This window comes from Sphingomonas parva (ex Maeng et al. 2020) (assembly GCF_004564275.1).
Lineage (GTDB): Bacteria > Pseudomonadota > Alphaproteobacteria > Sphingomonadales > Sphingomonadaceae > Allosphingosinicella > Allosphingosinicella parva.
Map to the genome: position 1 here is coordinate 32,672 of NZ_SPDV01000020.1, position 24,247 is coordinate 56,918.

23 protein-coding genes are annotated in these 24,247 nt (G+C 68.6%); 11 read left to right on the plus strand and 12 right to left on the minus strand.

What is annotated here, in order from left to right; translation table 11 throughout:
* Nucleotides 1-76 precede the first annotated feature (76 nt).
* Together parC and E2493_RS11750 are read left to right on the plus strand one after the other, a co-directional pair.
* The gene (gene parC / locus E2493_RS11745) at nt 77-2,320 is read left to right on the plus strand and encodes a DNA topoisomerase IV subunit A (RefSeq protein ID WP_135086965.1); all 2,244 of its coding nucleotides are present in this window, start codon (nt 77-79) and stop codon (nt 2,318-2,320) included.
* A gap of 127 nt (nt 2,321-2,447) precedes the next feature.
* Nucleotides 2,448-4,205 carry a putative bifunctional diguanylate cyclase/phosphodiesterase gene (locus tag E2493_RS11750; RefSeq protein WP_135086967.1) on the plus strand — a complete coding sequence of 586 codons (1,758 nt, stop codon included), beginning with the start codon at nt 2,448-2,450 and terminating at the stop codon, nt 4,203-4,205.
* Here the strand turns inward: E2493_RS11750 and E2493_RS11755 are convergent.
* The 3 genes from E2493_RS11755 to E2493_RS11765 are packed head-to-tail and all read right to left on the minus strand — an operon-like array spanning nt 4,181 to nt 6,527.
* On the minus strand, nt 4,181-5,380 hold the full coding sequence (locus tag E2493_RS11755) for a CCA tRNA nucleotidyltransferase (protein ID WP_135086969.1): 1,200 nt from the start codon (nt 5,378-5,380) through the stop codon (nt 4,181-4,183). The two genes, E2493_RS11750 and E2493_RS11755, sit on opposite strands and share 25 nt — an antisense overlap.
* Nucleotides 5,377-5,970, minus strand: a complete 594-nt coding sequence (locus tag E2493_RS11760; RefSeq protein ID WP_135086971.1) for a CoA pyrophosphatase — start codon at nt 5,968-5,970, stop codon at nt 5,377-5,379. The genes E2493_RS11755 and E2493_RS11760 overlap by 4 nt, the downstream gene beginning before the upstream one ends.
* Nucleotides 5,967-6,527 carry a DUF1285 domain-containing protein gene (locus E2493_RS11765; protein ID WP_135086973.1) on the minus strand — a complete coding sequence of 187 codons (561 nt, stop codon included), beginning with the start codon at nt 6,525-6,527 and terminating at the stop codon, nt 5,967-5,969. Before E2493_RS11765 ends, E2493_RS11760 begins: the two co-directional genes overlap by 4 nt.
* 75 nt (nt 6,528-6,602) lie before the next feature.
* Between E2493_RS11765 and E2493_RS11770 the strand changes: the two genes are divergently transcribed.
* On the plus strand, nt 6,603-7,367 hold the full coding sequence (locus tag E2493_RS11770; RefSeq protein ID WP_135086975.1) for an SDR family NAD(P)-dependent oxidoreductase: 765 nt from the start codon (nt 6,603-6,605) through the stop codon (nt 7,365-7,367).
* Nucleotides 7,360-7,761 (plus strand): dihydroneopterin aldolase, encoded by a 402-nt coding sequence (locus E2493_RS11775; RefSeq protein WP_135086977.1) that lies wholly within the window; start codon nt 7,360-7,362, stop codon nt 7,759-7,761. The genes E2493_RS11770 and E2493_RS11775 overlap by 8 nt, the downstream gene beginning before the upstream one ends.
* Nucleotides 7,762-7,797: 36 nt before the next feature.
* On the opposite strand, the gene E2493_RS11780 is transcribed toward E2493_RS11775, so the two are convergent.
* A complete protein-coding gene (locus tag E2493_RS11780) occupies nt 7,798-8,661 on the minus strand; it encodes a hypothetical protein (RefSeq protein ID WP_225421423.1) in 864 nt (287 codons plus the stop codon).
* 242 nt (nt 8,662-8,903) lie between these two features.
* Here E2493_RS11780 and E2493_RS11785 point away from each other — a divergent pair, with 242 nt between their 5' ends.
* The 4 genes from E2493_RS11785 to E2493_RS11800 all read left to right on the plus strand — a co-directional run bounded on the left by E2493_RS11785 (nt 8,904) and on the right by E2493_RS11800 (nt 11,475).
* The gene (locus E2493_RS11785) at nt 8,904-9,590 is read left to right on the plus strand and encodes a TonB family protein (RefSeq protein ID WP_135086978.1); all 687 of its coding nucleotides are present in this window, start codon (nt 8,904-8,906) and stop codon (nt 9,588-9,590) included.
* 59 nt (nt 9,591-9,649) lie between these two features.
* Nucleotides 9,650-10,453 carry a MotA/TolQ/ExbB proton channel family protein gene (locus E2493_RS11790; RefSeq protein WP_135086980.1) on the plus strand — a complete coding sequence of 268 codons (804 nt, stop codon included), beginning with the start codon at nt 9,650-9,652 and terminating at the stop codon, nt 10,451-10,453.
* Nucleotides 10,454-10,536: 83 nt separating this feature from the next.
* Entirely contained in the window at nt 10,537-11,025 is a 489-nt protein-coding gene (locus E2493_RS11795) for an ExbD/TolR family protein (protein WP_135086982.1), read from the plus strand.
* A gap of 18 nt (nt 11,026-11,043) precedes the next feature.
* The gene (locus E2493_RS11800) at nt 11,044-11,475 is read left to right on the plus strand and encodes an ExbD/TolR family protein (RefSeq protein WP_404828318.1); all 432 of its coding nucleotides are present in this window, start codon (nt 11,044-11,046) and stop codon (nt 11,473-11,475) included.
* 427 nt (nt 11,476-11,902) lie between these two features.
* Here the strand turns inward: E2493_RS11800 and E2493_RS11805 are convergent, their stop codons facing one another.
* Nucleotides 11,903-13,669 (minus strand): ABC transporter transmembrane domain-containing protein, encoded by a 1,767-nt coding sequence (locus E2493_RS11805; protein ID WP_135086984.1) that lies wholly within the window; start codon nt 13,667-13,669, stop codon nt 11,903-11,905.
* Between the two features lie 130 nt (nt 13,670-13,799).
* Here E2493_RS11805 and E2493_RS11810 point away from each other — a divergent pair, with 130 nt between their 5' ends.
* Entirely contained in the window at nt 13,800-15,020 is a 1,221-nt protein-coding gene (locus E2493_RS11810; RefSeq protein WP_135086986.1) for a polyhydroxyalkanoate depolymerase, read from the plus strand.
* 399 nt (nt 15,021-15,419) lie between these two features.
* Here E2493_RS11810 and E2493_RS11815 read toward each other — a convergent pair whose 3' ends face one another.
* The 7 genes from E2493_RS11815 to E2493_RS11845 form a co-directional block, all read right to left on the minus strand.
* Entirely contained in the window at nt 15,420-15,689 is a 270-nt protein-coding gene (locus tag E2493_RS11815) for a hypothetical protein (RefSeq protein ID WP_135086988.1), read from the minus strand.
* A gap of 76 nt (nt 15,690-15,765) precedes the next feature.
* Nucleotides 15,766-16,722 carry a hypothetical protein gene (locus E2493_RS11820; protein ID WP_225421424.1) on the minus strand — a complete coding sequence of 319 codons (957 nt, stop codon included), beginning with the start codon at nt 16,720-16,722 and terminating at the stop codon, nt 15,766-15,768.
* Nucleotides 16,723-16,736: 14 nt separating this feature from the next.
* Nucleotides 16,737-17,126: a YkvA family protein gene (locus E2493_RS11825; RefSeq protein ID WP_135086992.1), complete on the minus strand. Its 390-nt coding sequence runs from the start codon at nt 17,124-17,126 to the stop codon at nt 16,737-16,739.
* A 19-nt stretch (nt 17,127-17,145) separates the two neighbouring features.
* On the minus strand, nt 17,146-18,327 hold the full coding sequence (locus tag E2493_RS11830; protein WP_135086994.1) for an acetyl-CoA C-acyltransferase: 1,182 nt from the start codon (nt 18,325-18,327) through the stop codon (nt 17,146-17,148).
* A 2-nt stretch (nt 18,328-18,329) separates the two neighbouring features.
* Entirely contained in the window at nt 18,330-18,815 is a 486-nt protein-coding gene (locus E2493_RS11835) for a carboxymuconolactone decarboxylase family protein (RefSeq protein WP_225421425.1), read from the minus strand.
* 62 nt (nt 18,816-18,877) lie between these two features.
* Nucleotides 18,878-19,333, minus strand: coding sequence for a MaoC family dehydratase (locus E2493_RS11840; RefSeq protein WP_135086998.1), 456 nt, complete (start codon nt 19,331-19,333; stop codon nt 18,878-18,880).
* A 179-nt stretch (nt 19,334-19,512) separates the two neighbouring features.
* Nucleotides 19,513-19,965, minus strand: a complete 453-nt coding sequence (locus E2493_RS11845) for a winged helix-turn-helix transcriptional regulator (RefSeq protein WP_135087000.1) — start codon at nt 19,963-19,965, stop codon at nt 19,513-19,515.
* Between the two features lie 106 nt (nt 19,966-20,071).
* Between E2493_RS11845 and putA the strand changes: the two genes are divergently transcribed.
* On the plus strand, nt 20,072-23,083 hold the full coding sequence (gene putA / locus E2493_RS11850) for a bifunctional proline dehydrogenase/L-glutamate gamma-semialdehyde dehydrogenase PutA (protein WP_135087002.1): 3,012 nt from the start codon (nt 20,072-20,074) through the stop codon (nt 23,081-23,083).
* A gap of 391 nt (nt 23,084-23,474) precedes the next feature.
* Nucleotides 23,475-24,113: a Bax inhibitor-1/YccA family protein gene (locus E2493_RS11855; RefSeq protein ID WP_225421427.1), complete on the plus strand. Its 639-nt coding sequence runs from the start codon at nt 23,475-23,477 to the stop codon at nt 24,111-24,113.
* Nucleotides 24,114-24,247: the final 134 nt, after the last annotated feature.

Genomic DNA, 24,247 nt, shown 5'->3' on the forward strand with positions numbered 1-24,247 from the left:
CTTTACTCTACCGCAAGAGTAGACAATCAGCAATAGCGGCTCGCATCGCGCCCTCCTCCTTGCTATCGCTCGCGCCATGTCCGACGCCGTCAACGATATCGATCCGATCGAAAACACGCCTTTCGACAAGGCCTTGTCGCAGCGTTACCTGGTCTACGCGCTGTCGACGATCACCGCGCGCTCGCTGCCCGACGTGCGCGACGGGCTGAAGCCGGTGCACCGGCGCCTGCTCTGGGCGATGCGGCTGCTGCGGCTCGATCCGGCGGCCGGCTACAAGAAATGCGCCCGCGTCGTCGGCGACGTGATCGGCAAATATCATCCGCACGGCGACCAGTCGGTCTACGACGCGATGGTCCGCCTCGCGCAGACCTTCTCGCTGCGCTACCCGCTGGTCGACGGCCAGGGCAATTTCGGCAATGTCGACGGCGATAACGCCGCGGCGATGCGCTACACCGAGGCGCGCCTCACCCAGGCCGCCAACGACCTGATGGCCGGCCTCGACGAGGGCACGGTCGACTACCGCCCGACCTACAATGGCGAGGAGGAAGAGCCGGAGGTCTTCCCCGGCCTGTTCCCCAACCTGCTCGCCAACGGCGCCAGCGGCATTGCGGTCGGCATGGCGACCTCGATCCCGCCGCACAACCTCGCCGAGATCATCGAGGCGGCGATCCACCTGATCGACAATCCGCAGGCCGAGCCCTCGGCGCTGATGGATTTCGTTTCCGGTCCGGACGTCCCGACCGGGGGCGTGATCGTCGACAGCGCCGAGGCGATCGCGCTCGCCTATCGCACCGGTCGCGGCGCCTTCCGCGTGCGCGCGCGCTGGGCGACCGAGGACCAGGGCCGGGGAACCTGGAACGCGGTGATCACCGAGATCCCGTTCCAGGTGCCGAAATCGAAGCTGATCGAGCAGATCGCGGCGCTGATCTCCGACAAGAAGCTGCCGATCCTCGCCGACATCCGCGACGAATCCGACGAGCAGATCCGGATCGTGCTCGAGCCGCGCAGCCGCACGGTGGAGCCCGCGCTGCTGATGGAGAGCCTGTTCCGGCTCACCGATCTCGAGGTGCGGATACCGCTGAACATGAACGTCCTCGACGCCGATCGCACGCCGCGCGTGATGGGCCTCAAGGAGGTGCTGTCCGCCTGGCTCGCGCATCAGTTCGAAGTGCTGGTGCGCCGATCGCAGCATCGCATCGCCAAGATCGAGGACCGGGTCGAGCTGCTGGTCGGCTATCTCGCCGCCTATTTGAACCTCGACCGCGTGATCCAGATCATTCGCGAGGAGGACGATCCCAAGGCGGTGATGATCGCCGAGTTCGAGCTCAGCGACCGCCAGGCCGAGGCGATCCTCAACATGCGCCTGCGCTCGCTGCGCAAGCTCGAGGAGATGCAGATCCGCGGCGAGCGCGAGACGCTGGAGAAGGAGCGCGATCAGCTGATCAAGCTGGTCGGCTCGCCGGCGCTGCAGCGCAAGCGGCTGCAGAAGGATCTGACCGCGCTGCGCGACCGCTACGGTCCGGATACGGAGCTCGGCCGCCGCCGGACGCTGATCGAGGAAGCGGCGCCCGCCCGCGAGATCCCGCTGGAGGCGATGATCGAGCGCGAGCCGATCACCGTGATCATGTCGCAGCGCGGCTGGATCCGGGCGATGAAGGGCCATGTCGACCTCTCCAACCCGGACGCGATGAAGTTCAAGGAAGGCGACGGGCCGCGCTTCTTCTTCCACGCCCAGACCACCGACAAGATCCTGCTCGCCTCGACCACGGGGCGTTTCTACACGCTCGGGGCCGACAAATTGCCGGGCGGCCGCGGCTTCGGCGAGCCGGTGCGGCTGATGGTCGATATCGAGGGAGAGGGCGACATCGCCGCCTTGGTCCCGGCCGCGCCGGGGGCGAAGCTGCTGCTCGCCTCGTCGGACGGCCGCGGCTTCCTCACCGCCGCGGCCGGCGCGATCGCCGAGACCCGCAAGGGCAAGCAGGTGGTGAACGTGCGCACCGGCGCCCGCCTCGCGATCGTGCGGCCGGTCGGTCCCGAAGACGATTATGTCGCCGTCATCGGCGAGAACCGGAAGATGGTCGTGTTCCCGATCGCCGAGCTGCCGGAGATGGGCCGGGGCCAGGGCGTCCAGCTCCAGCGCTATCGCGACGGAGGCCTCTCCGATGCGCGGACGCTGCGTTTCGCGGACGGGCTGAGCTGGAGCATGGGCGGATCGAGCGGGCGCAACCGCACCGAGGCCGATCTCTCGGCCTGGCGGACGGCGCGCGGCGCCGGCGGGCGAATGGCGCCGAACGGCTTCCCGCGCGACAACAGATTCTGACCCGCGACCGCTGATCGAGACTCGCTGCAGCACCGCAGGAACGGGGCGGCGGCGCGGGCCGCGAGCCGTAAAGACTAGCCCATGTTGCTCAACCGGCTGTTAACGCCTGCGGCCCTATTCCCGGCTCATGGAAGCCGCTGCCGCGCCTGCGCGAACCTGTGACGACGCCGACGCGGGCGAGCTGCCGGAGGCGTCGCACGACGCGCGGATGAGCACTTCGGTGCGGCAGGACTATATCGACGCCCTGCCGATCGCCGCCGCCGTGTTCCGGCTCGGCGACGGCGCGCCGCTGTGGATCGACATCGCCAACGAGCCGTTCGTCGATCTCGCCGGCTGGGACCTGCTGGCCGGTCCGCGCGAGGCGAGCGAAAGCGCGTTCCTCGACGACAGCGGCCTCGGCGATGCGATCGCGCAATTCCTCAAGACCAACGAATGCACGCGCCAGTTCGAGAGCAGCGACGGCCAATTGGTCGGCGCGCGGCACTTCGTCGTTCGCCTGGCGCGCCTCCGCGCCTATCCCGGTCTCGGCGTCCGCTGCCTCGTCTCGCTGATCGACCGCACCGCGCAGGTCGAGACCGAGCGGAGCCTTCGCGCCGAGATGCTGCGCGACAGCCTCACCGGTCTTCCGAACCGCCTCGCCTTCAACGAGGAGGTCGAGAAGGTGCTGGAGGATCCGGCCTTCCTGCCCGGCAGCCACGCCGTCCTGGTCGTCGACATGACTCGCTTCAGCCGGGTCAACGAATGCGTCGGATCGATGGCCGGCGACGAGCTTCTGATCACCTTCGCCCGCCGGCTGTTCTCGTCGCTGCGCGCCGGCGATTTCCTCGCCCGGACCGGCGGCGACGAGTTCGGCCTGCTGCTCAAGCTCGACAAGGGGCTGGAGGACGCGATCCAGGCGGCGGAGCGGATCCGCACCGCGCTCTCGGCGCCGTTCCGGCTGTCCGAGCTCGAGATCCGGGTCGATTGCGCGATGGGCTGCGCCCTGCTCGGCGGATCGGAGGAGCTTGCCGAGGAAGTGCTTCGCAACGCCCAGTTCGCGCTCAAGCGGGCCAAGGTCGACGGCGGAATCCGCTTCTACGAGCCCAACCAGGCGCGAGCCGCCAGGCGGCGGTTCAGCATCGAGACCGAGCTCAGGCGCGCGATCGAGGGCAACGAGCTCACGCTCGCCTTCCAGCCCCTGGTCGATCTCAAGACGGGCGCGGTCTCCGGCTTCGAGGCGCTCGCCCGTTGGGAGAACGGCCGCCGCGGCGCCATTTCGCCGGTGGAGTTCATCCCCGTCGCCGAGGAATCGGGGCTGATCGTCCCGCTCGGGCGCTGGGCGCTGGAAGCGGCGGTGGAGACGCTCGCGTCGTGGGACCGCAAGGCCGGACGGACGCTTCCGCTCTCGGTCAGCGTCAACCTCTCGGCCATTCAGATCGCGCGCGACGACGTCGCCACCCGCGTTTCCGCGGCGCTGGAGGCACACGGAATCGGCGGTGACCGGCTGACGCTCGAGCTGACCGAAAGCGCCATCGTCCAGGATCCGCGCCGCGCGACCAAGGTGCTCCAGGAGCTCAAGGATCTGCGCGCCCGGGTGGCGATGGACGATTTCGGCACCGGCTACACGTCGCTCGCCTATCTCCAGCGCCTGCCGATCGACGTGCTCAAGATCGACCAAAGCTTCGTCGCTGCAATGCTCGGCGACGGCGATTCGATCGCGATCGTTCGCGCCATCCTGTCGCTGGCCGACGCACTCGGCATGGACACGACCGCCGAGGGGATCGACTCTCCCGAGCTCGCCAAGGCGCTGACCCGGCTCGGCTGCACGCATGGCCAGGGCTTCTACTTCGCGCGGCCGCTGCCCGGAGACGCGGCGCTCGATTACTGGCTGGCGCGCAGCGCCTGATCGACCAGGGTGCGGGCGAGCGCCTGCTGGGTTTCCGCCTCGGCCGGAAAGCCCGCTTCGGCCCAGCTCCGCTCCAGCGCCTGCAGCGTCGCCGCCACCACCGGACCGGGCCGGAGCCCCATCGCGATCAGGTCTCCCCCGCCCAAGGAGAGACGCGGCCGCTGCCAGGATTCGAGCGAGGCCGCGTCCGCCGCATCGCCGCTGCCGAGCAGGATCCGGTCGACCGCCTCGTCCCGGCCGAGGCGATAGGCGAGGCGCTGCGCCGGCTCCCCAGCGTCGGCAGCGGACCGCCGGGCGGCGCTGGCCAGGCGCTTCGCGGCCTTGTTCGACAGGCGCAGGCGCGCGGCGACCGAAGCCGCGACCTCGGCATTGGCCGGGAGCAGCGCCGCCAGGCGGCGCAGCGGGTCGGCGGCGAGACCGGCCTCGGCCTCGCGCGCGATCAGCGCCTCGAGCGGCTCCGCGTCGGAAATCTCGGGCAGCACCGGCCGCAGGATTCCGCCGTCGATCATCAGGCGCACGGCGCCGCACGGCGCGGGCAGGGCGAGGAGCTTCAGCACCTCGTCGGCGATCCGCTCGCGCGAGAGCGCCATCAGGTCGTTGGCCCGCGCCACGCAGGCGGCGAGCCCTTCCGGCTCGGCGGGCCCGCGCCCGAAGCGCGCGTGGAAGCGGAAGAAGCGCAGGATGCGCAGATGATCCTCGGCGATGCGCTTCAGCGGCTCGCCGATGAAGCGGACGCGGCCCGCGGCGAGATCGCCCTCGCCGTCGAAATAATCGTGGACGTCGCCGGTCTGCGGATCCGCCGACAAAGCGTTGATCGTGAAGTCGCGGCGCGCCGCGTCCTCCTTCCAATCGTCGGTATAGGCGATGGTCGCGCGCCGTCCGTCGGTGGAGACGTCGCGGCGCAGGGTGGTGACCTCGACCGGCCGCCCTTCCACGATGGCCGTGATCGTCCCATGGGCGAGCCCCGTGGGCACCGCCTTGATGCCGGCGCGGCGCAGCCGGGCGAGGACCTCGTCAGGCCTCAGCCGCGTGGCCAGATCGAGATCGGAGACGGGAACGCCGAGCAGGGTGTCGCGAACCCAGCCGCCGACATAGCGAGTCTCGCCCTCCCGGGCGCCCAGGGTGTCGAGGAGCCGCCTGAGAGCGGCGGTGGTCGTAACGTCGGGAAGCTTCACGACACCAGCTCCAGACGGCGCGACAGGTTGACGATCATCGCCGCCGTCGCGCCCCAGATGCGCCGCCCGTCCCACATGATCTCGTAATAGGAGCGGCGCTGTCCCTGGAAATCGACGGTGCGCACGGTCTGCCGCGCCGGATCGAGCAGGAAATCCAGCGGCGCCTCGAACATGCCCGCGACCTCGCGCGGATCCGGGCGCAGCGGGAGGTCCGCCGGGACGACGCCGACGATCGGAATCACCTGGAAACCGGTGATCGTGCGGTAGGGATCGGCCTCGCCGATCACGTCGACCACGGCCGGCGCGAGGCCGATCTCTTCCTCCGCCTCGCGCAGGGCGGCTTCGATCGGCCCGCGATCCTCGGGCTCGATCCGGCCACCCGGGAAGCTGATCTGTCCCGGATGCTTGCGCATCGTGTGCGGCCGCTCGGTGAGGATGACGGTCGGCACCGCCCGGTCGACCACGGCGACGAGCACCGCTGCGGGGACGCTCGCCGGGCCGTCGTCCTCGAGCAGATCGCCGGCGAGCAGCTCCGGACTGCGCGTCCGGCCCAGCTCGAGCGCCTCGCGGAGGCGGTCGGCGAGGCTCATTCGACGGGCTCGAGCGCGAAGAACGCGCCGTTGCTCCACACCCCGCCGCCTTCGGCGAGCGCCAGCTCGGCAAGCTCGTAATAGGCGGCGCGGCCGATCAGCGCATCGAGGCCGGGGCGGACCTCCAGATAGGGATGGGGGCCGTCGCTGCGATCCTCCAGCCAGAGACGGTGGCGCGGGCCGGCGACGATCACATCGCCGGTGTTCAGCCTGAAGGCGATCCGGCGCGCCTCGCCTTCGCCTTCGGTCTTGAGCTCGACCGCAACGAACGGCGCGTCCTCGACCGCGATGTCGAGCTTTTCGACCGGGGTGACGAGCACGTAGCCGCCGTCCGGCTCCCTGCGCAGGATGGTGGAAAACAGGCGCACCATCGCCGGCCGGGCGATCGGGCTACCCTGATGAAACCAGCTGCCGTCCCGCGCGATGCGCATCTCGCTGTCGCCGCAGCTTTCCGGGGTCCACGCCTCGACGGGGGGAAGCTTCTTTTCCTCGGCGAGCCGCGCGATCTCGGCGAGCGACAGGCCGGACAGATCCTGGAGGGGCGGGAGCATCGGCATGGCCCGGCGTTAGGCGAGGGACCGGGGGGCGGGCAAGCCTTGCCGCTGGCCGGGGCGGCGCCTAACGCTCCGGCCATGGAGAGCGAATTCCAGGGACCGCGAACCGCGATCGTCACCGGCGGCGGCAAGCGCATCGGCGCTGCCTTGTGCCGCGCCCTCGCCGCCGACGGCTGGCATCTGCTGATCCACTGCAACCGCTCGCGGGCCGAAGCCGAAGCGCTGGCCGCGGAGCTTGGCAACGCGCGAACGGTGGCGGCGGAGCTCGGCCGGCCGGACACGGCGGAAACGATCATGGCCGCGCTCGCCGGCCTGCCGCCGGCGCGGCTGCTGGTCAACAACGCCTCGCTCTTCGCCTATGACAGCGCCGACGATTTCACGATCGAGCAATGGGACCGGCATCTCGACATCAACCTGCGGGCTCCGGCGCTGCTTTCGCAGGCGTTCGCGCGGCGCGCCGAGGTCGGCGGACTGATCGTGAACCTCCTCGACGCGAAGCTCGAGGCGCCGAATCCCGACTTCTTCACCTACACGGTGTCGAAGGGCGGCCTCGCCACCCTCACCGAACTCGCCGCGCGCGCCTGGGCGGGGCGGGGGATCCGCGTCTGCGGCATCGCCCCTTCGGTGACGCTTGTCTCCGGCCCTCAAAGCCGCGACAATTTCGATGCGGTGCATGCGCTGAACGCGCTCCGCCGCGGTGTCCGGGTCGAGGAGATCGTCGGCGCACTGCGCTTCCTCATTGCGACTCCGACCATTACCGGGCAGACGATCACGCTCGACGGCGGGCAGCGCTTTCTCGGCCTCGCCCGCGACGTCCAGTTCCTGGAGACCGACGATGAATGACCGGCCGAGGCTCGATGGCCTCGTCCCCGAACGGCTGGCGCCGAAGACGCGCAAGATCGTGCTCGAGGATTATACGCTCCCCGCCGACATCGGCTTCCACGACTTCGAGATCGGCACGGCGCAGCGCCTGTCGATCACCGTCGAGGTCTGGCTCGACGAGGCGGCCTTCGCCGCCAGCGATGCGGTGGAGGACGCCTGGGACTATGACGTCCTGCGCCGGGAGATCGGCGCGCTGGTCAGCGGCCGGCGCTACAATCTCCAGGAGACGCTGGCGCGCGCCATCTACGACGTGGTCGCCGCGCGGCGCGGAGTCACCGGCCTGCGGGTGTCGACCCGCAAGCCGGACATCTATCCCGATTGCGGCGGCGTCGGAGTCGAGCTCGCCTCCTTCTGATCCGCGCGTCCCGGCGGAGGCTGCTCGACGCCTCCGTCAGGCGCGCGTCCGCGTCCGCGGACAGGGGCCGAGCTGCTCGAGGATGAAGCGGTAGTCGTTCTGGATGGCTGCGGCGCCGGCGGCATCGGCGTCCGCCAGGCTCCGGCCGGGGAGAGCGCGCGGCAGGGTGCAGGCGAGGCGATACCAGAGCAGTGAGTCGCGTTTGGGCGCGGCCGCGGCGTCGTCGACGATCTCGCTCAGCGCCACCGCCCATTGCGGGGTCTCGCCCGGCCGGCGCAGCACCGTCATCGAGACCGGCTGGTTGGCGGCGGTCTGCAGGAAGATCTGGGTCTCGCTCTCGCCGGGGATCGCGCCGGGAACGTGGAAGGCGCGGCCGATGCCGGTAATCCTGGGCGCTGCGTCCGGCTGAGTCGATTCGCGCAGGATCGTCCGCACCTGATCGGTGCGTGCCGCCGCGTAGGGAATCTGGGCGTCCGGCGCGGCGAGCTGGATCTCGTCCGCCTTGCCCGGCACGGGAAGGCCGAAGACGAGGAATTCGGTGCCCTTGCGAACCTTCGGAACCTTGCCTTTGGGATCCCGTGGCAGGTCGACGACGTAGCGGATACGGCTGGGGAGGCCACCGTCCGCGCTGCGGATCAGCGAGACGATTTCTGCCTCAATGTAGACTCGCCCGAAGCCGGGGCGAACGCCGGCGGCCGCCTCCTTCTTGAGCTCCTGCGCACGCGCGACCCGGACGTGCGCGGCGATCGGCGCCGCCAGAGCCAGATCCGCGAGGTCGGCGTAGGTAGGCGCATTCACCTGAATCGAAGGGGCGGAGCCCTGCGAATCGCCGGCCGTCGCGACTCCGCTCAGCAGCGCCAGAGCGACGCCGAGAGCGATCCTGGAAACGTTAATCTTCATTCCGGCTCCGCAAATATTTCATGTTCCTGCCATAGCCTTAGCCTCATTAACGCCGGATTTCAGCCACTTTTGCCACCGGTGGCAGGAACGCACAGGAGGATTGCACAGGCGTTTGGGACACGATAGAGACACGCCGCAGTCGCAATGATATGTTGAAACATCAATGGACCCGAAGGGTGCGAAACGCGTTGTTGGTTAACGCCGTGCCCGGAAGAGTTTGAGAGAGGGAGTCTGGCTGGTTAATGTCATATGCTGACAACAACAGGATGAGCTCGAGCCGGATTGCCGCGATCGTGGTCGTGGCGCTCCTCCATGCTCTCCTCGGCTACGCCTTCGTTACCGGCCTGGCCTTCAATGTGGTCAAGAAGGTGGCGCAAGACCTGAAGACCTTCAACGTCGAGGAGCCGCCGCCCCCCGAAGAGGAGCCGCCGCCCCCGCCGCCGGAGCAGCCGCAGGTCGAGACTCCGCCGCCGCCGATCGTCAGTCCGCCGCCGCTGGTCCGCATGCCGACGCCGCCGCCGCCGGTCGCCGTCGTCAACACGGCGCCGCCGACCACGGTGATCACGACGACCGCGACTCCGGCGCCGCCGGCGCCGCCGGCGCCGCCGCCTCCGCCGCCGCCGCCGCCCGCCAAGAAGGTCGAGGCCGCGCGCGCCAAGGCGAACCTCGCGTCCTACGTCTCGAACGCCGACTATCCGGCCGCCGCGCTGCGCGGGGAAGAGGAAGGCACGACCGGATTCCGACTCGAGATCGGTCCCAACGGCCGCGTCACCAACTGCACCGTCACCTCGTCGAGCGGATCCTCTTCCCTCGATTCGACGACCTGCAGGCTCATGCGCAGCCGTGCCCGCTTCACGCCGGCGATCGACAGCAACGGCAATCCGACGTCCGACTCGGTCAGTAGCCGCATCACCTGGCGTCTCGAATAGGCCTTGCCCGATTTCGATTGCCGACATCGCAAGTTTCAATTGAGAGGAAAGTAACAATCATGGCCAACCCAGCAGCAGCCCCCGGCGGCGAAAATCCTTATGGTCTTTTTGCTGCGCTCGAGCAGGGCGGCGCGATCGCCTGGTCGGTGTTCATCATCCTGGTGATCATGTCCGCCGCCTCCTGGTACGTGCTGTTCGTCAAGCTGTTCGAACAGCAGAAGATCATCAATCAGGGTCGTCGGGCACGCACCTCGTTCTGGCAGGCGCCGAACCTGCGCGAGGGCGCCAACAAGCTGGAGAAGAACAGCGCCTATCGTCAGATCGTCGACGACGGCATTCTCGCTCTCGAGCAGCACGACAAGCTGACCGATCCGATCGATCAGCACGACTGGATGCAGAACTCGCTGGCCCGCAGCCACGGCGCGATCGCCTCGCGTCTCAGCACCGGCCTCGCGCTGCTCGCCACCGTCGGTTCGACTGCGCCGTTCATCGGTCTGTTCGGCACCGTCGTCGGCATCTACCGCGCGCTGGTGAAGATCGGCGCCGCCGGTCAGGCCTCGATCGACGCCGTCGCCGGTCCGGTCGGTGAAGCGCTGATCATGACCGCCCTCGGCCTCGTCGTCGCGGTTCCGGCCGTGCTCGCCTACAACTGGCTGCAGCGCCGCAACAAGGCGATCCTCGAGGAGCTCGCCCGCTTCTCGAACGACCTGCACGGCTACATGATGTCCGGCGGCGCCGTCCGTCCGACCGTCACCACCCGTGGCGCCGCCACCCCGGCCGCGGCGGCCGGTGCGACCAAGGCGGGCTCGACCGCCTCGGGCAGCGCGCAGGGCACCACCACCCCGGGCCTCAAGAAGGTCTAAGGACAGTCCCGGCGGAGCGGCCCGTCCGCTCCGCCGGTTGCTCAGTTCGCTGCAGGCTTTGAGACAGAGTAGGAATCAATAAGATGGCCATGAGTGTCGGCGGCGAAGGCGGTGAAGACACCCCGATGTCCGACATCAACACGACGCCGCTCGTCGACGTCATGCTGGTGCTCCTCATCATCTTCCTCATCACCGTTCCGGTGGTGATCCAAACGGTGAAGGTCGATCTGCCGGAAGTCCGGTTCGAGCCGACCACCACCAAGCCGGAGAACGTCTCGCTCTCCGTGCGCACGGAGGATGACGGCAGCTGCGGGATTTACTGGAACCTCAAGCGGGTGAACTCCGAGGAGCTCCTCGATCTCGCCGCGAAGAAGCTCGAGGCCGAGGTCAAGAAGGCCGGCGGTCCCGACAACATCACCGAAGAGAATATGCCCGAGGCGCATATCCGCGGCGACATCAACACGCCGTACCGTTGTATCGGCGGCGCGGTCTTCACGATGCAGCGGGCAGGGTTCGCACGGGTCGGCTTCATTTCCGAGCCGGCGCCCGGCGGCGCCACCACCCGCCTCTAGAGTTCAGGAGTCACGACAATGGCAATGGCAGTTGGCGGCGGTGAATCCGACGAGCCGATGATGGACATCAACACCACCCCGCTGATCGACGTCATGCTGGTGCTGCTGATCATGTTCATCATCACGATCCCGATCCAGACTCACGCGGTGAAGCTGGATCTGCCGCAGAACGACAATACGCAGACCCCGCCCCCGGTCGATCCGGTGAAGAACAAGATCGTCATCACGCCGCAGGGCGCGGTGCTCTGGAACGGCGAGCAGGTCGACCTGGTCCGGCTTCGTCAGTATCTGGACCTCTCCCAGACGATGACGCCGATCCCCGAGCTGCACCTGCAGCCCGATCCGGCGGCCCGCTACGAGCTGGTCGACGAGGTTCTCGCGGTCACCAAGCGCGCCGCGGTCGAGAAGATGGGCTTCGTCGGCAACGAGGCCTACGCGACGGCCTTCTGAGGCTGCGACAGCGACGGAACAGGAAGGGCGGCCCTCGGGCCGCCCATTTTGTTTGCCATCGGCCCAATGCGCCATCCCGGCGGAGGCCGGGATCTCAGGTCGAGAAAGCGCCAACGTCCGTAAAGGGCGCTGCCGCCGTTGCGCCGCTGCGATGCGACGCCGGCGTCCACGAACGAAGTGCAACACACCGGCGGCTCATTCTTGCGGCACGCTCCCTTGCCGCCGGCGTGTATTCTCCCCGAGATCCCCCAAGTTCACACACGAAGTGCAACACACCCGCCTCATCGTCGCCGCGGCGCGCTCCCCTGCCGCCGGCGCCTGCTCTCCCCGAGATCCCGGCCTACGCCGGGATGACGGTGAGGGGCAGGCGCGCTCCAAGTGAGGCGTCAGCGAACGAAGGCGCCGGCGCGGTTAGCCCCTGTACTCGTCAGGCAGCGGCGTCGAACTGAAGGCGGGCGAGGCGGGCGTAGAGGCCGTTCTGGACGAGCAGGCTCTCGTGATTGCCCTGCTCGACGATCCGGCCATGGTCCATCACCACGATCCTGTCGGCGGCCCGGACGGTGGCGAGGCGATGGGCGATCACCATCGTGGTCCGGTCCTTCATCAGCCGCTCGAGCGAGGCCTGGACGAGACGCTCGCTTTCGGCGTCGAGCGCCGAGGTCGCCTCGTCGAGGAGGAGGAGGGGCGCATCGCGCAAAATGGCGCGGGCGATGGCGAGGCGCTGGCGCTGCCCGCCGGACAGGCGGGCGCCGCCTTCGCCCATGAACGTGTCGAGGCCCTCGGGAAGGGCGCGGAGGAAATCGGCGGCATTTGCCGCCTCGGCCGCGGCCCAGAGCGCCTCGTCGCTCGCGTCCCAGCGCCCGTAACGGAGATTGTCGCGCGCGGAGGCGGCGAAGATCACCGTCTCCTGCGGGACCAGCGCGATGCGCGCGCGCACGTCGGCGGGATCGGCGTCGCGCAGGTCCACTCCGTCGAGCGATATCGATCCGGCTTCGGGATCGTAGAAGCGCTGGGCGAGCTGGAACAGGGTCGACTTGCCGGCGCCCGAGGGACCGACCACCGCCACCGTCTCGCCCCGCGCGACCTCGAGCGAAAAATCGACCAGGGCGCTCACCTCGGGGCGGGTCGGGTAGCGAAACGCGACCTGGTGGAAGGCAATCTCGCCCCGCGCCGGCTCCGGCAGCGCGCGAGGCCGGGCCGGAGCGGCGATCGTCGGCTGCTCCTGCAGGAGCTCGGACAGGCGCCCGGCGGCGCCCGCGCCGCGCAGCAGGTCTCCATAGACCTCGGTGAGGGCGCCGAGCGCGCCGGCGACGAGGCCGCCGGTGAGCACGAAAGCGGCGATCGTGCCGCCGGACAGGCGGCCGGCCTGAACGTCGAGCGCGCCCTGCCACATCACCAAGGTGATGCCGCTGAAGATCAGGGCGATCACCATCGCGGTCATCACCGCGCGCAGCCGGATGCGGCGCCGCGCGGTGTCGAACACGCTGTCGACCGCCGCCTGGAAGCGGGAGGCCTCGCGTGCCTCCTGGCCGAAGGCCTGCACGACCTTCATCGCGCCGAGCACCTCGTCGACCATCGCGCCGACCTCGGCGACCCGGTCCTGGCTCTCGCGTGAGACATTGCGCACCCGGCGCCCCATCAGCACGATCGGGGCGACGATCGCCGGAATGCCGAGGAGCAGCATGGCGGCAAGCTTCGGCGCCAGAGCGAACAGATAGACGATCCCGCCGATGCCCATCACGACGTTGCGCAGCGCCACCGAGATGGTGGTGCCGACGACCTGTTCTATAATGGTGGTATCGGCGGTGAGCCGCGACGCGATTTCGGAAGGACGATTTTCCTCGAAGAAGCTCGGCGCGAGACGCAGCAGGTTGCGCTGAACCGAGGAGCGGACGTCGGCGACGACCCGCTCCCCCAGCCAGGAGACGAAATAGAAGCGGAAGGCGGTGGCCAGCGCCATCACGACGACGACGACCAGCAGATACTGGAACCAGCGGCCGACTTCGCCACCCGAGGCATTGAAGCCGCGGTCGATGATCAGCCGGAAGGCGTTGGGGATGGCGAGCGTCGCTGCCGCGGCCACCAGCAGGGCGAGCAAGGCGCCGGCGACATGGCCGCGATAGCGGGCGGTGAAGCGCCAGATGATGGCCAAGTTCGAAAGTTTTCTCGGCGCGCCGGCGCTGTCCTCTGCCATCCGGGCCGCCTAGCAGCGCCTGCCGGACGGCTCAACAGAAGAGGCGGAGCCTTCGCGCATACCGTTGGTTTACTTAGGGTAATCGTTACCCGTTGACGCGCCGTCCGGCGGGTCTCATCTTGGAGAGCAGATGCTTTACGACGCCTATGAAATGCAGCGTTCGCTGCTCGCCGGAGCCAGCACGCTCGCCAACATCGGCGCCGGCTGGATGCAGAACCCCGCCAATCCGTTCGCCTACAGCCAGATGGGCCCGATCGTCGCTTCGGCGCTCGACGTCTTCGCCCATGCCTCGGCGCCGCGCGGCAAGCCCGCGTTCGGCTTCGACGCCGTGGAGATCGACGGCGAGCTGGTGCCGGTGCACGAGGAGATCGTGCTGAGGAAGCCGTTCGGCCAGCTCAAGCGGTTCGTCCGCGAGGGCGTGGAGAGCGGACCCAAGCTGCTGATCGTGGCGCCAATGTCCGGCCATTACGCCACCCTGCTGCGCGGCACGGTCGAGCGGATGCTTCCGGGGCACGACGTCTACATCACCGACTGGCGCGATGCGAAGCTGGTTCCGCCCGAAGCAGGCCGCTTCGATCTCGACGATTATATCGATTATCTGATCACCGTCCTCGAGCATATCGGGCCGGGCGCGCACATGCTCGCCGTCTGCCAGCCGTCGGTGCCGGCTTATGCGGCCGCCGCGGTGATGAGCGAGGACCGCCACCCGTGCCGCCCGCGGACGCTGACCATGATGGGCGGGCCGGTGGACACGCGCAAGGCGCCGACCGCGGTCAACACGCTGGCGACGCAACGTCCCTACGCCTGGTTCCAGCGCAACGTCATTGCGACCGTGCCGGTGCTCTATCCGGGCAACGGCCGCCAGGTTTACCCCGGCTTCCTGCAGCTCGCCGGCTTCATGACGATGAACCTCGGCAACCACCTCACCAGCCACTGGGAGATGTTCAAGCATCTCGTCGAGGGCGACGGCGAGAGCGCCGAGGCGACCAAGGCGTTCTACGACGAATATCGTTCGGTCTGCGACATGACCGCCGAATTCTATCTGCAGACCATCGACGTCGTCTTCCAGCGCCACCTGCTGCCCAAGGGCGAGATGATGCACCGCGGCCGCCGCGTCGATCCGGGCGCGATCACCGACGTCGGCCTGCTCGCGATCGAGGGCGAGCGCGACGACATTTCCGGGATCGGCCAGACCAAGGCGGCGCTCGACATCGCCGTCAATCTGCCCCGCAAGCACCGCAAATACCATCTTGCGCCCGGCGTCGGCCATTACGGCATCTTCAACGGCAGCAAGTGGCGCGGGAAGATCGCGCCGGTCGTTGAGCAATGGATCGCGGCCCACGAGGGGTGAGGCCCTACCCAAGCTATTGGTATCTCTTGAAAACCTATTTGTCCGGCCTATCTTCCAATCAGTGTTCAACAACTGAAAGGAGGTGGTCTGATGTCTCATTGTCACATGCCGAACGCGGCTGATCTGGTGAGCGTCGCCTCCGCGGGGGCCTGCGCCTAAGGATTACAGCCGCGACCGGCTGACAATGTGGAGGCCGTCGGGGCGACCCGGCGGCCTCTTGTTTTTGGGGCTCAGAGTTGCTGGCGCGGGCAAACCAAAGACGTCACCCCGGCGAAAGCCGGGGTCTCGATGAGAGTTCTCGGGGCGCCTTTGGAGCGCGCCCTTGCGGACTGCGCCTTTTCGACCTGAGGTCCCGGCCTTCGCCGGGACGACGGGTTTGGACAGGAGGCCGGGAGAACCTCAGGCCGTCGCGCTCGCGCCTCGATCCTCCGCCTCGATCGCGGCAACGACCATTCGCTCCCAGGTCGCGACGTCGCCGGCTTCGGCCATGATCTGGTCGGGCTCGCGCAGGGTGCGCAGCACCGAGAGGGCGTCGCCGACATAGTCGCGCCAGATCTCGTCGACCCGCGGCCCCGCGGACGGATCGGCGCCGTCGGCGTTGATGCTCACCACCCTGCCGGCGATGACCCTCGCGATCCGCTCGACGATGGACGTGTTCGATACCGGCATTCCGCTCCTCCTTCGTTTCGAGCCGACAACGGCAGAAGCGGCAGGGGGTTTCGTGCGGCGGGGAGAATTGGCGTGCTCAGGCCTGGCAGCCGCCGAGCCGGCGCAGGCTGGCCTCGATCAGCGGCCGCACCTCGTTGGCCGGCATCGCAGCAAGGGTCTTCAGCGGGCGATCCTTGCCGATCTCCGCGGCGACGAGATAGCCGACGTAATAACCGTAGCGGGGCGGCAGCGGGCCGCCCGATGCCCGTCCCATGAACAAGGGCCGGATATCCTCGTCGCTGGTGGAGTCGAGCTGCGCGACGATCGGGCAGAGCGCCGCGCGGCGGTCCTTCTCGACCGCCGGGCGCAGCGGCACCGGCTGGGTGAGCAGCAGCTGGTCGTCGCTGGCCGCCGGATTGAGCCGGTGTGCCACATAGGTGGCGAGACCCTCGTTCCACAGGCCGCACCAGAGCGCATCACAGTCGGAGAACGTGCGCCCGTGCAGCAGATGGAAGAGCTCGTGATGGAAGAAGGGCCGGATGTCGCGGTCGCCATGGATGCGGGCGATCACGTCTGCGCCGAACATCAGCCGGCTTCCGCCCGGCAGATCGCGCGTGCCGCCGTCGAACTCGCCGGCGCTGTGGACGAGGAGGATCGGCGGGTAGTCGGTCATCGGGCCGAATTCGGCCTCGAAACTGTGCTGCGCCGGGACGAGGGCAGCGGCGAAGCGATCGCGCACCGCCTCGATCGCCGTCCGCTGCTCAGGCCAGCTCTTCAACGCGCTCAGGATCGCCGCGTCATAGCCCGGAAAGGGCGAGCGGCCGCTGTAGAAGCCGGGTAGCCGGGTGGCGAAATAGGCCTTGAACGCCTCCAGCCGCGCCGCATCGGCCTGTCCCTCGCTCTGGGCCTGGAAGGCGGCGAAATCGTCGACCAGATCGACGAACGCGAGCGGCGTCGAGGCTCGCGCTCCCTCGGCTGTCTCAGGGCGCCGGTCGGTCGCGGTACAGGCGCAGAGCGCCGCCACGACCAGCAGCAACGAAGCAATCCTTCCCATCCTGTCCCCCAAAGTCACTCATAGGTCCAGATCCAGACCTGCCACACGGCCAGCGCGGCAACCAGCCATAGAGCCACGACGATCGCTGCCCCCCAGGCCGATTTCGGGCGCCCGGCCGCGGCGGCGGCGGCGGCGCGGTGCTCCGCGAACAGGCCCTTCGGCAGCAGACGGACGAACAGCCACAGGCCGAGGGGGATGAGGATCGCGTCGTCGACCAGCCCGAGCACCGGAATGAAATCCGGGATCAGGTCGATCGGCGACAGCGCGTAGGCCGCGACGAGCAGGCCGAGGGCCCGGGCATGCCAGGGGCAGCGCGGGTCGCGCGCCGCCAGCCAGACGGCGTGCACGTCGATCCGCAGCCGCTCGGCCAGCGAGGGACGGACCTTCGGATCCGCGCGACTCATCGCGGCGCGTCCCTGCGCCTCAGAGCACCTCGAACAGCCCGGCCGCGCCCATGCCGCCGCCGACGCACATCGTCACCACGACGAAGCGGGCGCCGCGGCGCTTGCCCTCGATGAGGGCGTGACCGGTCATCCGGGCGCCCGACATGCCGTAGGGGTGGCCGATCGAGATCGAGCCGCCGTTGACGTTCATCTTCTCGTCAGGGATGCCGAGCTGGTCCTGGCAGTAGAGCACCTGGACGGCGAAGGCCTCGTTCAGCTCCCAGAGATCGATATCGGCCACCGTGAGACCGAAACGGCCGAGCAGCTTCGGCACCGCAAAGACCGGGCCGATGCCCATCTCGTCCGGCTCCGTCCCCGCCACGGCCATGCCGACGTAGCGGCCGAGCGGCGTCAGGCCGCGCTTGGCGGCGAGGCCCGCCTCCATCAGCACGCAGGCGGAGGCGCCGTCGGAGAGCTGAGACGCATTGCCGGCGGTGATCGCACCTTCCGGCCCCATCACCGGGTGCAGCTTCTTGAGGTCCTCGATGGTGGTCGACGGACGGTTGCCCTCGTCCCTGGCGATGGTGACCTCGTGCATCGAGGTCTCGCCGGTCTCCTTGCTGGTCACCTTCATGGTGGCGGTGACCGGCACGATCTCGTCGTCGAACTTGCCGGCGGCCTGCGCTGCGGCGGTGCGCTGCTGCGACCTCAGCGCATATTCGTCCTGGCGGTCGCGGCTGACCGAGTAGCGCTTGCCGACCACCTCGGCGGTCTGGATCATCGGCATGTAGACGCCATTGTGCATCGACAGCAGCTCCGGGTCGGGTCCGAGGCGCATCTCCGGCGTCTGGACGAGCGAGATCGATTCGACACCGCCGGCGACAGCGACGTCCATCCGATCGACGATGATCTGCTTCGCGGCAGTGGCGATCGCCATCAGGCCGGAGGCGCATTGGCGGTCGATCGACATTCCGGACACGGTGACGGGCAAGCCGGCGCGCAGCGCCGCGGTACGGCCGATCGTCGTCTGCACCCCCTGCTGGAGCGCGGCGCCGATGATGCAATCGTCGACCTCGGCGGGATCGATGCGGGCGCGCTCGACCGCCGCGCGGATCGCATGCGCCGCAAGGGTAGGGGAGGGCGTCGCGTTGAACGCGCCGCGATAGGCTTTCCCTATCGCGGTGCGCGCGGTCGAGACGATGACGGCTTCACGATTGGCCATGATCAAGCTCCTGTTGAAGGCAGAATGGGCATCCCCTGCTCGGGGGCTAGAGCGAGCGCGCCGCAGATCAGCGACACGCCGTGATAGAAAGCGACGAGCTGGATGACCTCCAGTATCTGGTCGTCGGAGCAGTGAGCACGCAGGTGCTCGAATTCCTCATCGTCGAGGCGCTTGCGATCGATCAGGGCGTCGGTGGTCTCGAGCAGCGCGACCTCCGCGTCCGACCACAAGCTCCGGTCGATCGCCGGCGCGGCCGTATCCCGAAGCTGCGCCGCGCTGAGCTCCGCTCGCGCGCCGAACAGCGTCGCGTGGATTCCCCATTCGTAGCTGCAGCCGCACCGGGCGGTGGTGCGATCAATCACGATCTCGCGCTCGCGAAGCGGCAGGGGACCCTTGTCCAGCAAGGATCCTGCGGCGAACTTCGTCCAGGCACGCTCCGACGTCGCGATGCTCCGAAACAGCGCGAGCGGAGGCACGTCCGGCGGCATCGTCCGCGTCATCGCCTCTGCGAACCAGTCCGGCCACGGCGCTTCGAGAGGCGCGATCCGGCTCACAGGAAGATCAGTCCGATCCAGGCGGCGGTCAGGGCGGGCTTGTCCTCGCCTTCGATCTCCACCGTCACGTCGTGGACGAACTGCCACTGCCCCCGCCGCTTTTCCTCTACCGAACTGAGCACGAAGCGGCCGCGCACCCGGCGGCCGGAGCGGACCGGCGCTATGAAGCGGACCCGTTCGAAGCCGTAGTTCACGGCCATCTTGATGCCGTCGGGCACCAGCATCACGCCCGCGGCCATCTGGCTGAGCAGCGACAGGGTGAGGAAGCCGTGGGCGATCGTGCCTCCGAACGGCGTCCGTGCCGCCGCCTGCGGATCGACATGGATGAACTGGTGATCGCCGGTCACGTCGGCGAAGGTGTCGATCGCCTGCTGATCGACGACGATCCAGGGCGAGACGCCGATCTCCTCGCCGACCCTGCTGCTGATGTCCTCGATCGCCGCGAGCGGCATGTCGCTTCCCCAATTGCGCGTCGGCGGCCGCCGACCAGAGGGTCCTAAAGCCCTCGACGCCGCGGACTCAAGCCTTGCCCGCGCCGGTCGAGAGCATCGGGCGAGCGCGACGCTACGGCATTGCCGGGGATGGCGCTGCAATTTTTTGGCCGGCTCGCGGCGGTGCCCGTCTTCGTGCCTCAGACGGGCAGCGCGACTCCGCTCTTCACCTCCTCGATCACCGGGTAGCTTCGCGTCTCTCGTACCCCCGGCATTTCGGCGAGCGTGGTGAGGAAGACGCGGTAGGTGCCCATATCGGGCATGCGCAGCTTCAGCAGATAGTCGAAGCCGCCGGCCACCATGTGGCATTCGATGATCTCCGCCCGCTCGCGCACGGCTTCGGCGAACTCGCGGAAGACGTCGCCGGTGGTGCGGTCCAGCGTCACCTCGATGAAGATCAGCAGCGGCTGTCCGAGCTTCTCCGGATCGAGCAAGGCGGCGTAGCCGAGGATGTAGCCGCGCTCGCGCAGCCGCCGCATCCGCTCGAGGCAAGCGGACGGAGACATGCCGCACCGGGCGGCGAGCTCCTGATTGGTGATGCGACCATCCTCCTGAAGGATGCGCAGCAGCTTCCTGTCGGTCTCGCTCAACATGGGAAATTCGCTGTATCCGCCTCTTGCCGAAGGATCTGCGGGAAATCCGTCAGAGACCCGCGAAATTACGTCAGATTTTCGGCTCGCGACAGGCTATTCCTGCGCCATGCCGACTCCGATCCATCGCGAAGCGATCCGCCGCCTTCACCGGGCTCCCGAGCCCGAGGTCCTTGCTCCCCTGCTGCGTGACGCGGCGCTTTCGCCCGAGGCGCGCCGCAGGATCGAATCGCGCGCGCTGGCGATGCTCGCCGATCTTCGCGCCGCCCAATCCTCCGGCTGGGTGAACCAGTTCCTGCAGGAATACCGGCTCAACACCTCGGAGGGCGTCGCCTTGCTGTCGCTCGCCGAGGCGTTCCTGCGGGTTCCGGACCCGGAGACCGCCGACGCGCTGATCGCCGACAAGCTCGGCAATGCGGACTGGCGCGCCCATGCCGGCAAATCGCATTCGAAGCTGGTCAATTCGGCGACCTGGGGTCTGGTGATCGGCCGCGCGCTGGTCAGCGAAAGCGAGCAGGCGAGCGCGCTCAAGCGGCTGCTCTCCCGCGCCGGCGAGCCGTTCGTCCGCCAGGCGGTCGGCGCCGCGATGCGGCTGATGGGGGAGATCTTCGTCATGGGCCGGACGATCGACGAGGCGATCGGCCGGATGGACAAGCGCGAGAACCGCGGCTTCACCGCGAGCTTCGACATGCTCGGCGAATCCGCCCGCACCTTCGCCGATGCCGAAGTCTATTTCCGCGCCTATGATCAGGCGATCCGCGCCGTCGGCCGGGTCGCCGAGCGCGGCCATTCGATCTCGGTCAAGCTCTCCGCGCTCCACCCGCGCTACGAGGTCGCGCAATACGATCGCTGCGTGCCGTCGCTGATCGAGCAGGTCGAGGCGCTGGCGACCCTCGCCAAGGACGCCGGCATCGCCTTCACCATCGACGCGGAGGAGAGCGAGCGGCTGGAGATGAGCCTCGACATCATCGAGGCAGTGGCCGGGCTTCCCGCGCTCCGCGGCTGGGACGGCCTCGGCATGGCCGTCCAGGCCTATGGCAAGCGCTGCCGGCCGGTGCTCGGTTGGGCCGATGCGCTCGGCGCCGCCACCGGCCGCCGCATCGCGGTCCGCCTGGTGAAGGGCGCTTATTGGGACAGCGAGATCAAGCGCACCCAGGAGCTCGGCCTGCCCGATTATCCGCTGTTCACGCGCAAGGCGGCGACCGACGTCTCCTATCTCGCCTGCGCCCGTGACATGCTGGCGGCGAGGAACATCTACCCGGCTTTCGCCACCCACAATGCGCTGACCGTCGCGACCATCCTCGAGCATGCCGGCGCGAGCCGCGACTTCGAGTTCCAGCGCCTCCACGGCATGGGCGAGGGCCTGTACGAGCAGCTCGTCCGCGAGGAGGGCTACCACACGCGCATCTACGCCCCGGTCGGCGGCCATCGCGACCTGCTCGCCTATCTGGTGCGACGCCTGCTCGAGAACGGCGCCAATTCCAGCTTCGTCCACCAGCTCGCCGACGAAAGGCTGAGCGACGCCGAGATCCTGGCGGACCCGGTTGCCAAGATCGCGGCGGTGGGCGGCAGCCGGCATCCGGGAATCCCCTTGCCCAAGGACCTGTTCGAGCCGAGCCGCGGCAACAGCGAAGGCCTGGATTTCTCGGACCGCGCCGAGCTCGGCCGGGTCGCGCGCGTGGTAAGCGGCGGCGACAAGGCGTTCGAGGCGAAGCCGGCGGTCACGTCGGCGGGCGAGCAATGGAGCGATTGCGGCATCGAAGCCAAGGCGATGGTGTCGCGCGCGCTCGCTGCTTTCCCCACGTGGGATGCGAGGAGCATCGAGGATCGCGCCGGCTGCCTCGACCGTCTCGCCGACCTGCTCGAGCAGGAGCGCGACACGCTGATGCGGATCTGCGTCCAGGAGGCGAAAAAGACGATTCCCGACGCGCTCGCCGAAGTGCGGGAGGCGGTGGATTTCTGCCGTTACTATGCGCAGCAGGCGCGCACCGGCCTGCAGCCGATCGAGCTGCCCGGGCCGACCGGCGAACGCAACGTGCTGAGGATGAACGGTCGCGGCGTCTGGGTGTGCATCGCGCCGTGGAACTTCCCGCTGGCGATCTTCCTCGGGCAGGTCGCGGCCGCGCTCGTCACCGGCAATGCGGTGGTCGCCAAGCCGGCGCCGCAGACCCCCGAGATCGCCGCCTTCGCCGTCGGCCTCGCCCACGGCGTCGGTATTCCGGAGGACGTGCTGATCCTCGCGCCGGGCGGGCCGGATCTCGGCGCCGCCCTGGTCGAGGACAGCCGCATCGCCGGCATCGCCTTCACCGGCTCCACCGCGACGGCCAAGAGGATCGCCCGCGCGCTGCTCGACGACGAGGAAAGGCCGATCGTGCCGCTGATCGCCGAGACCGGCGGCATCAACGCGATGATCGTCGATTCCACCGCTTTGCCGGAGCAGGTGGTGGTCGACGTCGTCACCTCCGCCTTCCGCTCCGCCGGCCAGCGCTGCTCGGCACTGCGCCTGCTCCTGCTGCAGGAGGAGATCGCCGAGCGGACGCTGGAGATGCTCGCCGGCGCGATGGACACGCTGATCGTCGGAGATCCGGCGCTTCCCAGCACCGACGTCGGCCCGGTCATCGACCAGGGTGCCTATGAGCGGCTGATGGGCCATCGCGAAGCGATGCGCGGTCGCTGGCTGAAGACGATCGCGGCGCCGGACAACGGCCTGTTCGTGCCGCCGACGCTGATCCGGGTCGACCAGATCGAGGACGTCCGCAAGGAATGGTTCGGTCCGTTGCTCCACGTCGCCACGTGGAAGAGCGGCGAGCTCGCCGCCACGGTCGAGCGGGTCAACCGCTCCGGCTTCGGCCTCACCATGGGCCTGCACAGCCGCATCGCCCGCGCCGCGGAGACGGTCGAGGAGGTGGCGACGGTCGGCAATCTTTACGTCAACCGCTCGATGATCGGCGCGATCGTCGGTTCGCAGCCGTTCGGCGGCGAGGGCCTGTCGGGCACCGGCCCGAAGGCCGGCGGGCCGCATTACCTGCCGCGTTTCTGCGCCGAGCGGGTGACCAGCACCGACACGACCAGCGCCGGCGGCAACGCGACGCTGCTCAGCCTCGAGGACGTGGGGCTTTAATCCTCCCCGCTGTGCGGGGAGGGCGACCGATCGCGAAGCCACCGCTCGAAGACATCTCTCACACGCACGAGCCCCAATGAACCCCCTCCACCACGCTCGCGCGGCGGACCCCTCCCCGCGAGCGGGGAGGATCTTCTGATCTTGAACTCGCCCACCGCTCCGCATACATCTGTGGTGCGGACCGGGCCCCTCTGGCGGGCGTCTCCTCGACGCTCGTGATGTCGGACCGCATCGGGTTAGCTCGATGCAGGTTCAGGTGCCTACGCCCTCCCTCCCGAAGCCGACCCGATCGAAGCAATTTCGATGGAGAACGGCCTTGAATACTCCCTTTGCGCATCCTCGGACGGGCGTCGGCGACCGTGCCGCGTTCGATGCCGGCCTCCGCCAGCACATGCTGGCGATCTACAACAACATGGGGCTGGGCCTGGTCGTCACCGGCCTCGTCGCCTTCCTGGTAGCGAGCTCGCCCGCCCTTACCGCATTGATCTTCGGCACTCCGCTGAAGTGGGTGGCGATGTTCGCGCCGCTCGCCTTCGTCTTCTTCCTCTCGTTCAGGATCGAGCGGATGAGCGTCGGCTCGGCCCGGCTCGCCTTCTTTGCCTTCGCGGCGGTGATGGGCGTGTCGATGGCGAGCATCTTCCTGGTCTTCACCGGCGCGAGCATCGCCCGCACCTTCTTCATCGCCTCGGCGATGTTCCTCAGCGTCAGCCTGTGGGGCTATACGACGAAGCGGGACCTGACGAAGGTCTCGACCTTCCTGTTCATGGGTCTGATCGGCGTCGTGATCGCCAGCATCGTCAACATCTTCCTCGCCTCGAGCGCGCTGCAGATGGTGGTCTCGCTGGTCGGCGTGCTGGTCTTCACCGGCCTCACCGCCTGGGACACGCAGCGGGCGAAATCGGACTATCTCCATTATGCGGGCACGCCGCATGCCGAGAAGCTCGGCATCATGGGCGCGCTCTCGCTCTATTTGAACTTCGTCAACCTGTTCCAGCTGCTGCTGACCTTCACCGGCCAGCGCGAGGAATAAGGCGTTTCAATCCTCCCTGCGCGCGCAGCGCGTGGGGAGGGGGACCGCGCATCGCGCGGTGGAGGGGCCGGGTAGAAGCGCAAACCCCCGGCCCCTCCACCAGGCTTCGCCTGGTCCCCCTCCCCATCGCCTAA

Bases quoted from the DNA above. Each gene is read 5' to 3' on its own strand.
- parC (WP_135086965.1), top strand. From the start codon at position 77: ATGTCCGACGCCGTCAACGATATCGATCCGATCGAAAACACGCCTTTC.
- E2493_RS11750 (WP_135086967.1), top strand. From the start codon at position 2,448: ATGGAAGCCGCTGCCGCGCCTGCGCGAACCTGTGACGACGCCGACGCG.
- E2493_RS11760 (WP_135086971.1), bottom strand. From the start codon at position 5,970: ATGAGCCTCGCCGACCGCCTCCGCGAGGCGCTCGAGCTGGGCCGGACG.
- E2493_RS11765 (WP_135086973.1), bottom strand. From the start codon at position 6,527: ATGCCGATGCTCCCGCCCCTCCAGGATCTGTCCGGCCTGTCGCTCGCC.
- E2493_RS11770 (WP_135086975.1), top strand. From the start codon at position 6,603: ATGGAGAGCGAATTCCAGGGACCGCGAACCGCGATCGTCACCGGCGGC.
- E2493_RS11775 (WP_135086977.1), top strand. From the start codon at position 7,360: ATGAATGACCGGCCGAGGCTCGATGGCCTCGTCCCCGAACGGCTGGCG.
- E2493_RS11780 (WP_225421423.1), bottom strand. From the start codon at position 8,661: ATGAAGATTAACGTTTCCAGGATCGCTCTCGGCGTCGCTCTGGCGCTG.
- E2493_RS11785 (WP_135086978.1), top strand. From the start codon at position 8,904: ATGTCATATGCTGACAACAACAGGATGAGCTCGAGCCGGATTGCCGCG.
- E2493_RS11790 (WP_135086980.1), top strand. From the start codon at position 9,650: ATGGCCAACCCAGCAGCAGCCCCCGGCGGCGAAAATCCTTATGGTCTT.
- E2493_RS11795 (WP_135086982.1), top strand. From the start codon at position 10,537: ATGGCCATGAGTGTCGGCGGCGAAGGCGGTGAAGACACCCCGATGTCC.
- E2493_RS11800 (WP_404828318.1), top strand. From the start codon at position 11,044: ATGGCAATGGCAGTTGGCGGCGGTGAATCCGACGAGCCGATGATGGAC.
- E2493_RS11805 (WP_135086984.1), bottom strand. From the start codon at position 13,669: ATGGCAGAGGACAGCGCCGGCGCGCCGAGAAAACTTTCGAACTTGGCC.
- E2493_RS11810 (WP_135086986.1), top strand. From the start codon at position 13,800: ATGCTTTACGACGCCTATGAAATGCAGCGTTCGCTGCTCGCCGGAGCC.
- E2493_RS11815 (WP_135086988.1), bottom strand. From the start codon at position 15,689: ATGCCGGTATCGAACACGTCCATCGTCGAGCGGATCGCGAGGGTCATC.
- E2493_RS11820 (WP_225421424.1), bottom strand. From the start codon at position 16,722: ATGGGAAGGATTGCTTCGTTGCTGCTGGTCGTGGCGGCGCTCTGCGCC.
- E2493_RS11825 (WP_135086992.1), bottom strand. From the start codon at position 17,126: ATGAGTCGCGCGGATCCGAAGGTCCGTCCCTCGCTGGCCGAGCGGCTG.
- E2493_RS11830 (WP_135086994.1), bottom strand. From the start codon at position 18,327: ATGGCCAATCGTGAAGCCGTCATCGTCTCGACCGCGCGCACCGCGATA.
- E2493_RS11835 (WP_225421425.1), bottom strand. From the start codon at position 18,815: ATGCCGCCGGACGTGCCTCCGCTCGCGCTGTTTCGGAGCATCGCGACG.
- E2493_RS11840 (WP_135086998.1), bottom strand. From the start codon at position 19,333: ATGCCGCTCGCGGCGATCGAGGACATCAGCAGCAGGGTCGGCGAGGAG.
- E2493_RS11845 (WP_135087000.1), bottom strand. From the start codon at position 19,965: ATGTTGAGCGAGACCGACAGGAAGCTGCTGCGCATCCTTCAGGAGGAT.
- putA (WP_135087002.1), top strand. From the start codon at position 20,072: ATGCCGACTCCGATCCATCGCGAAGCGATCCGCCGCCTTCACCGGGCT.
- E2493_RS11855 (WP_225421427.1), top strand. From the start codon at position 23,475: ATGCTGGCGATCTACAACAACATGGGGCTGGGCCTGGTCGTCACCGGC.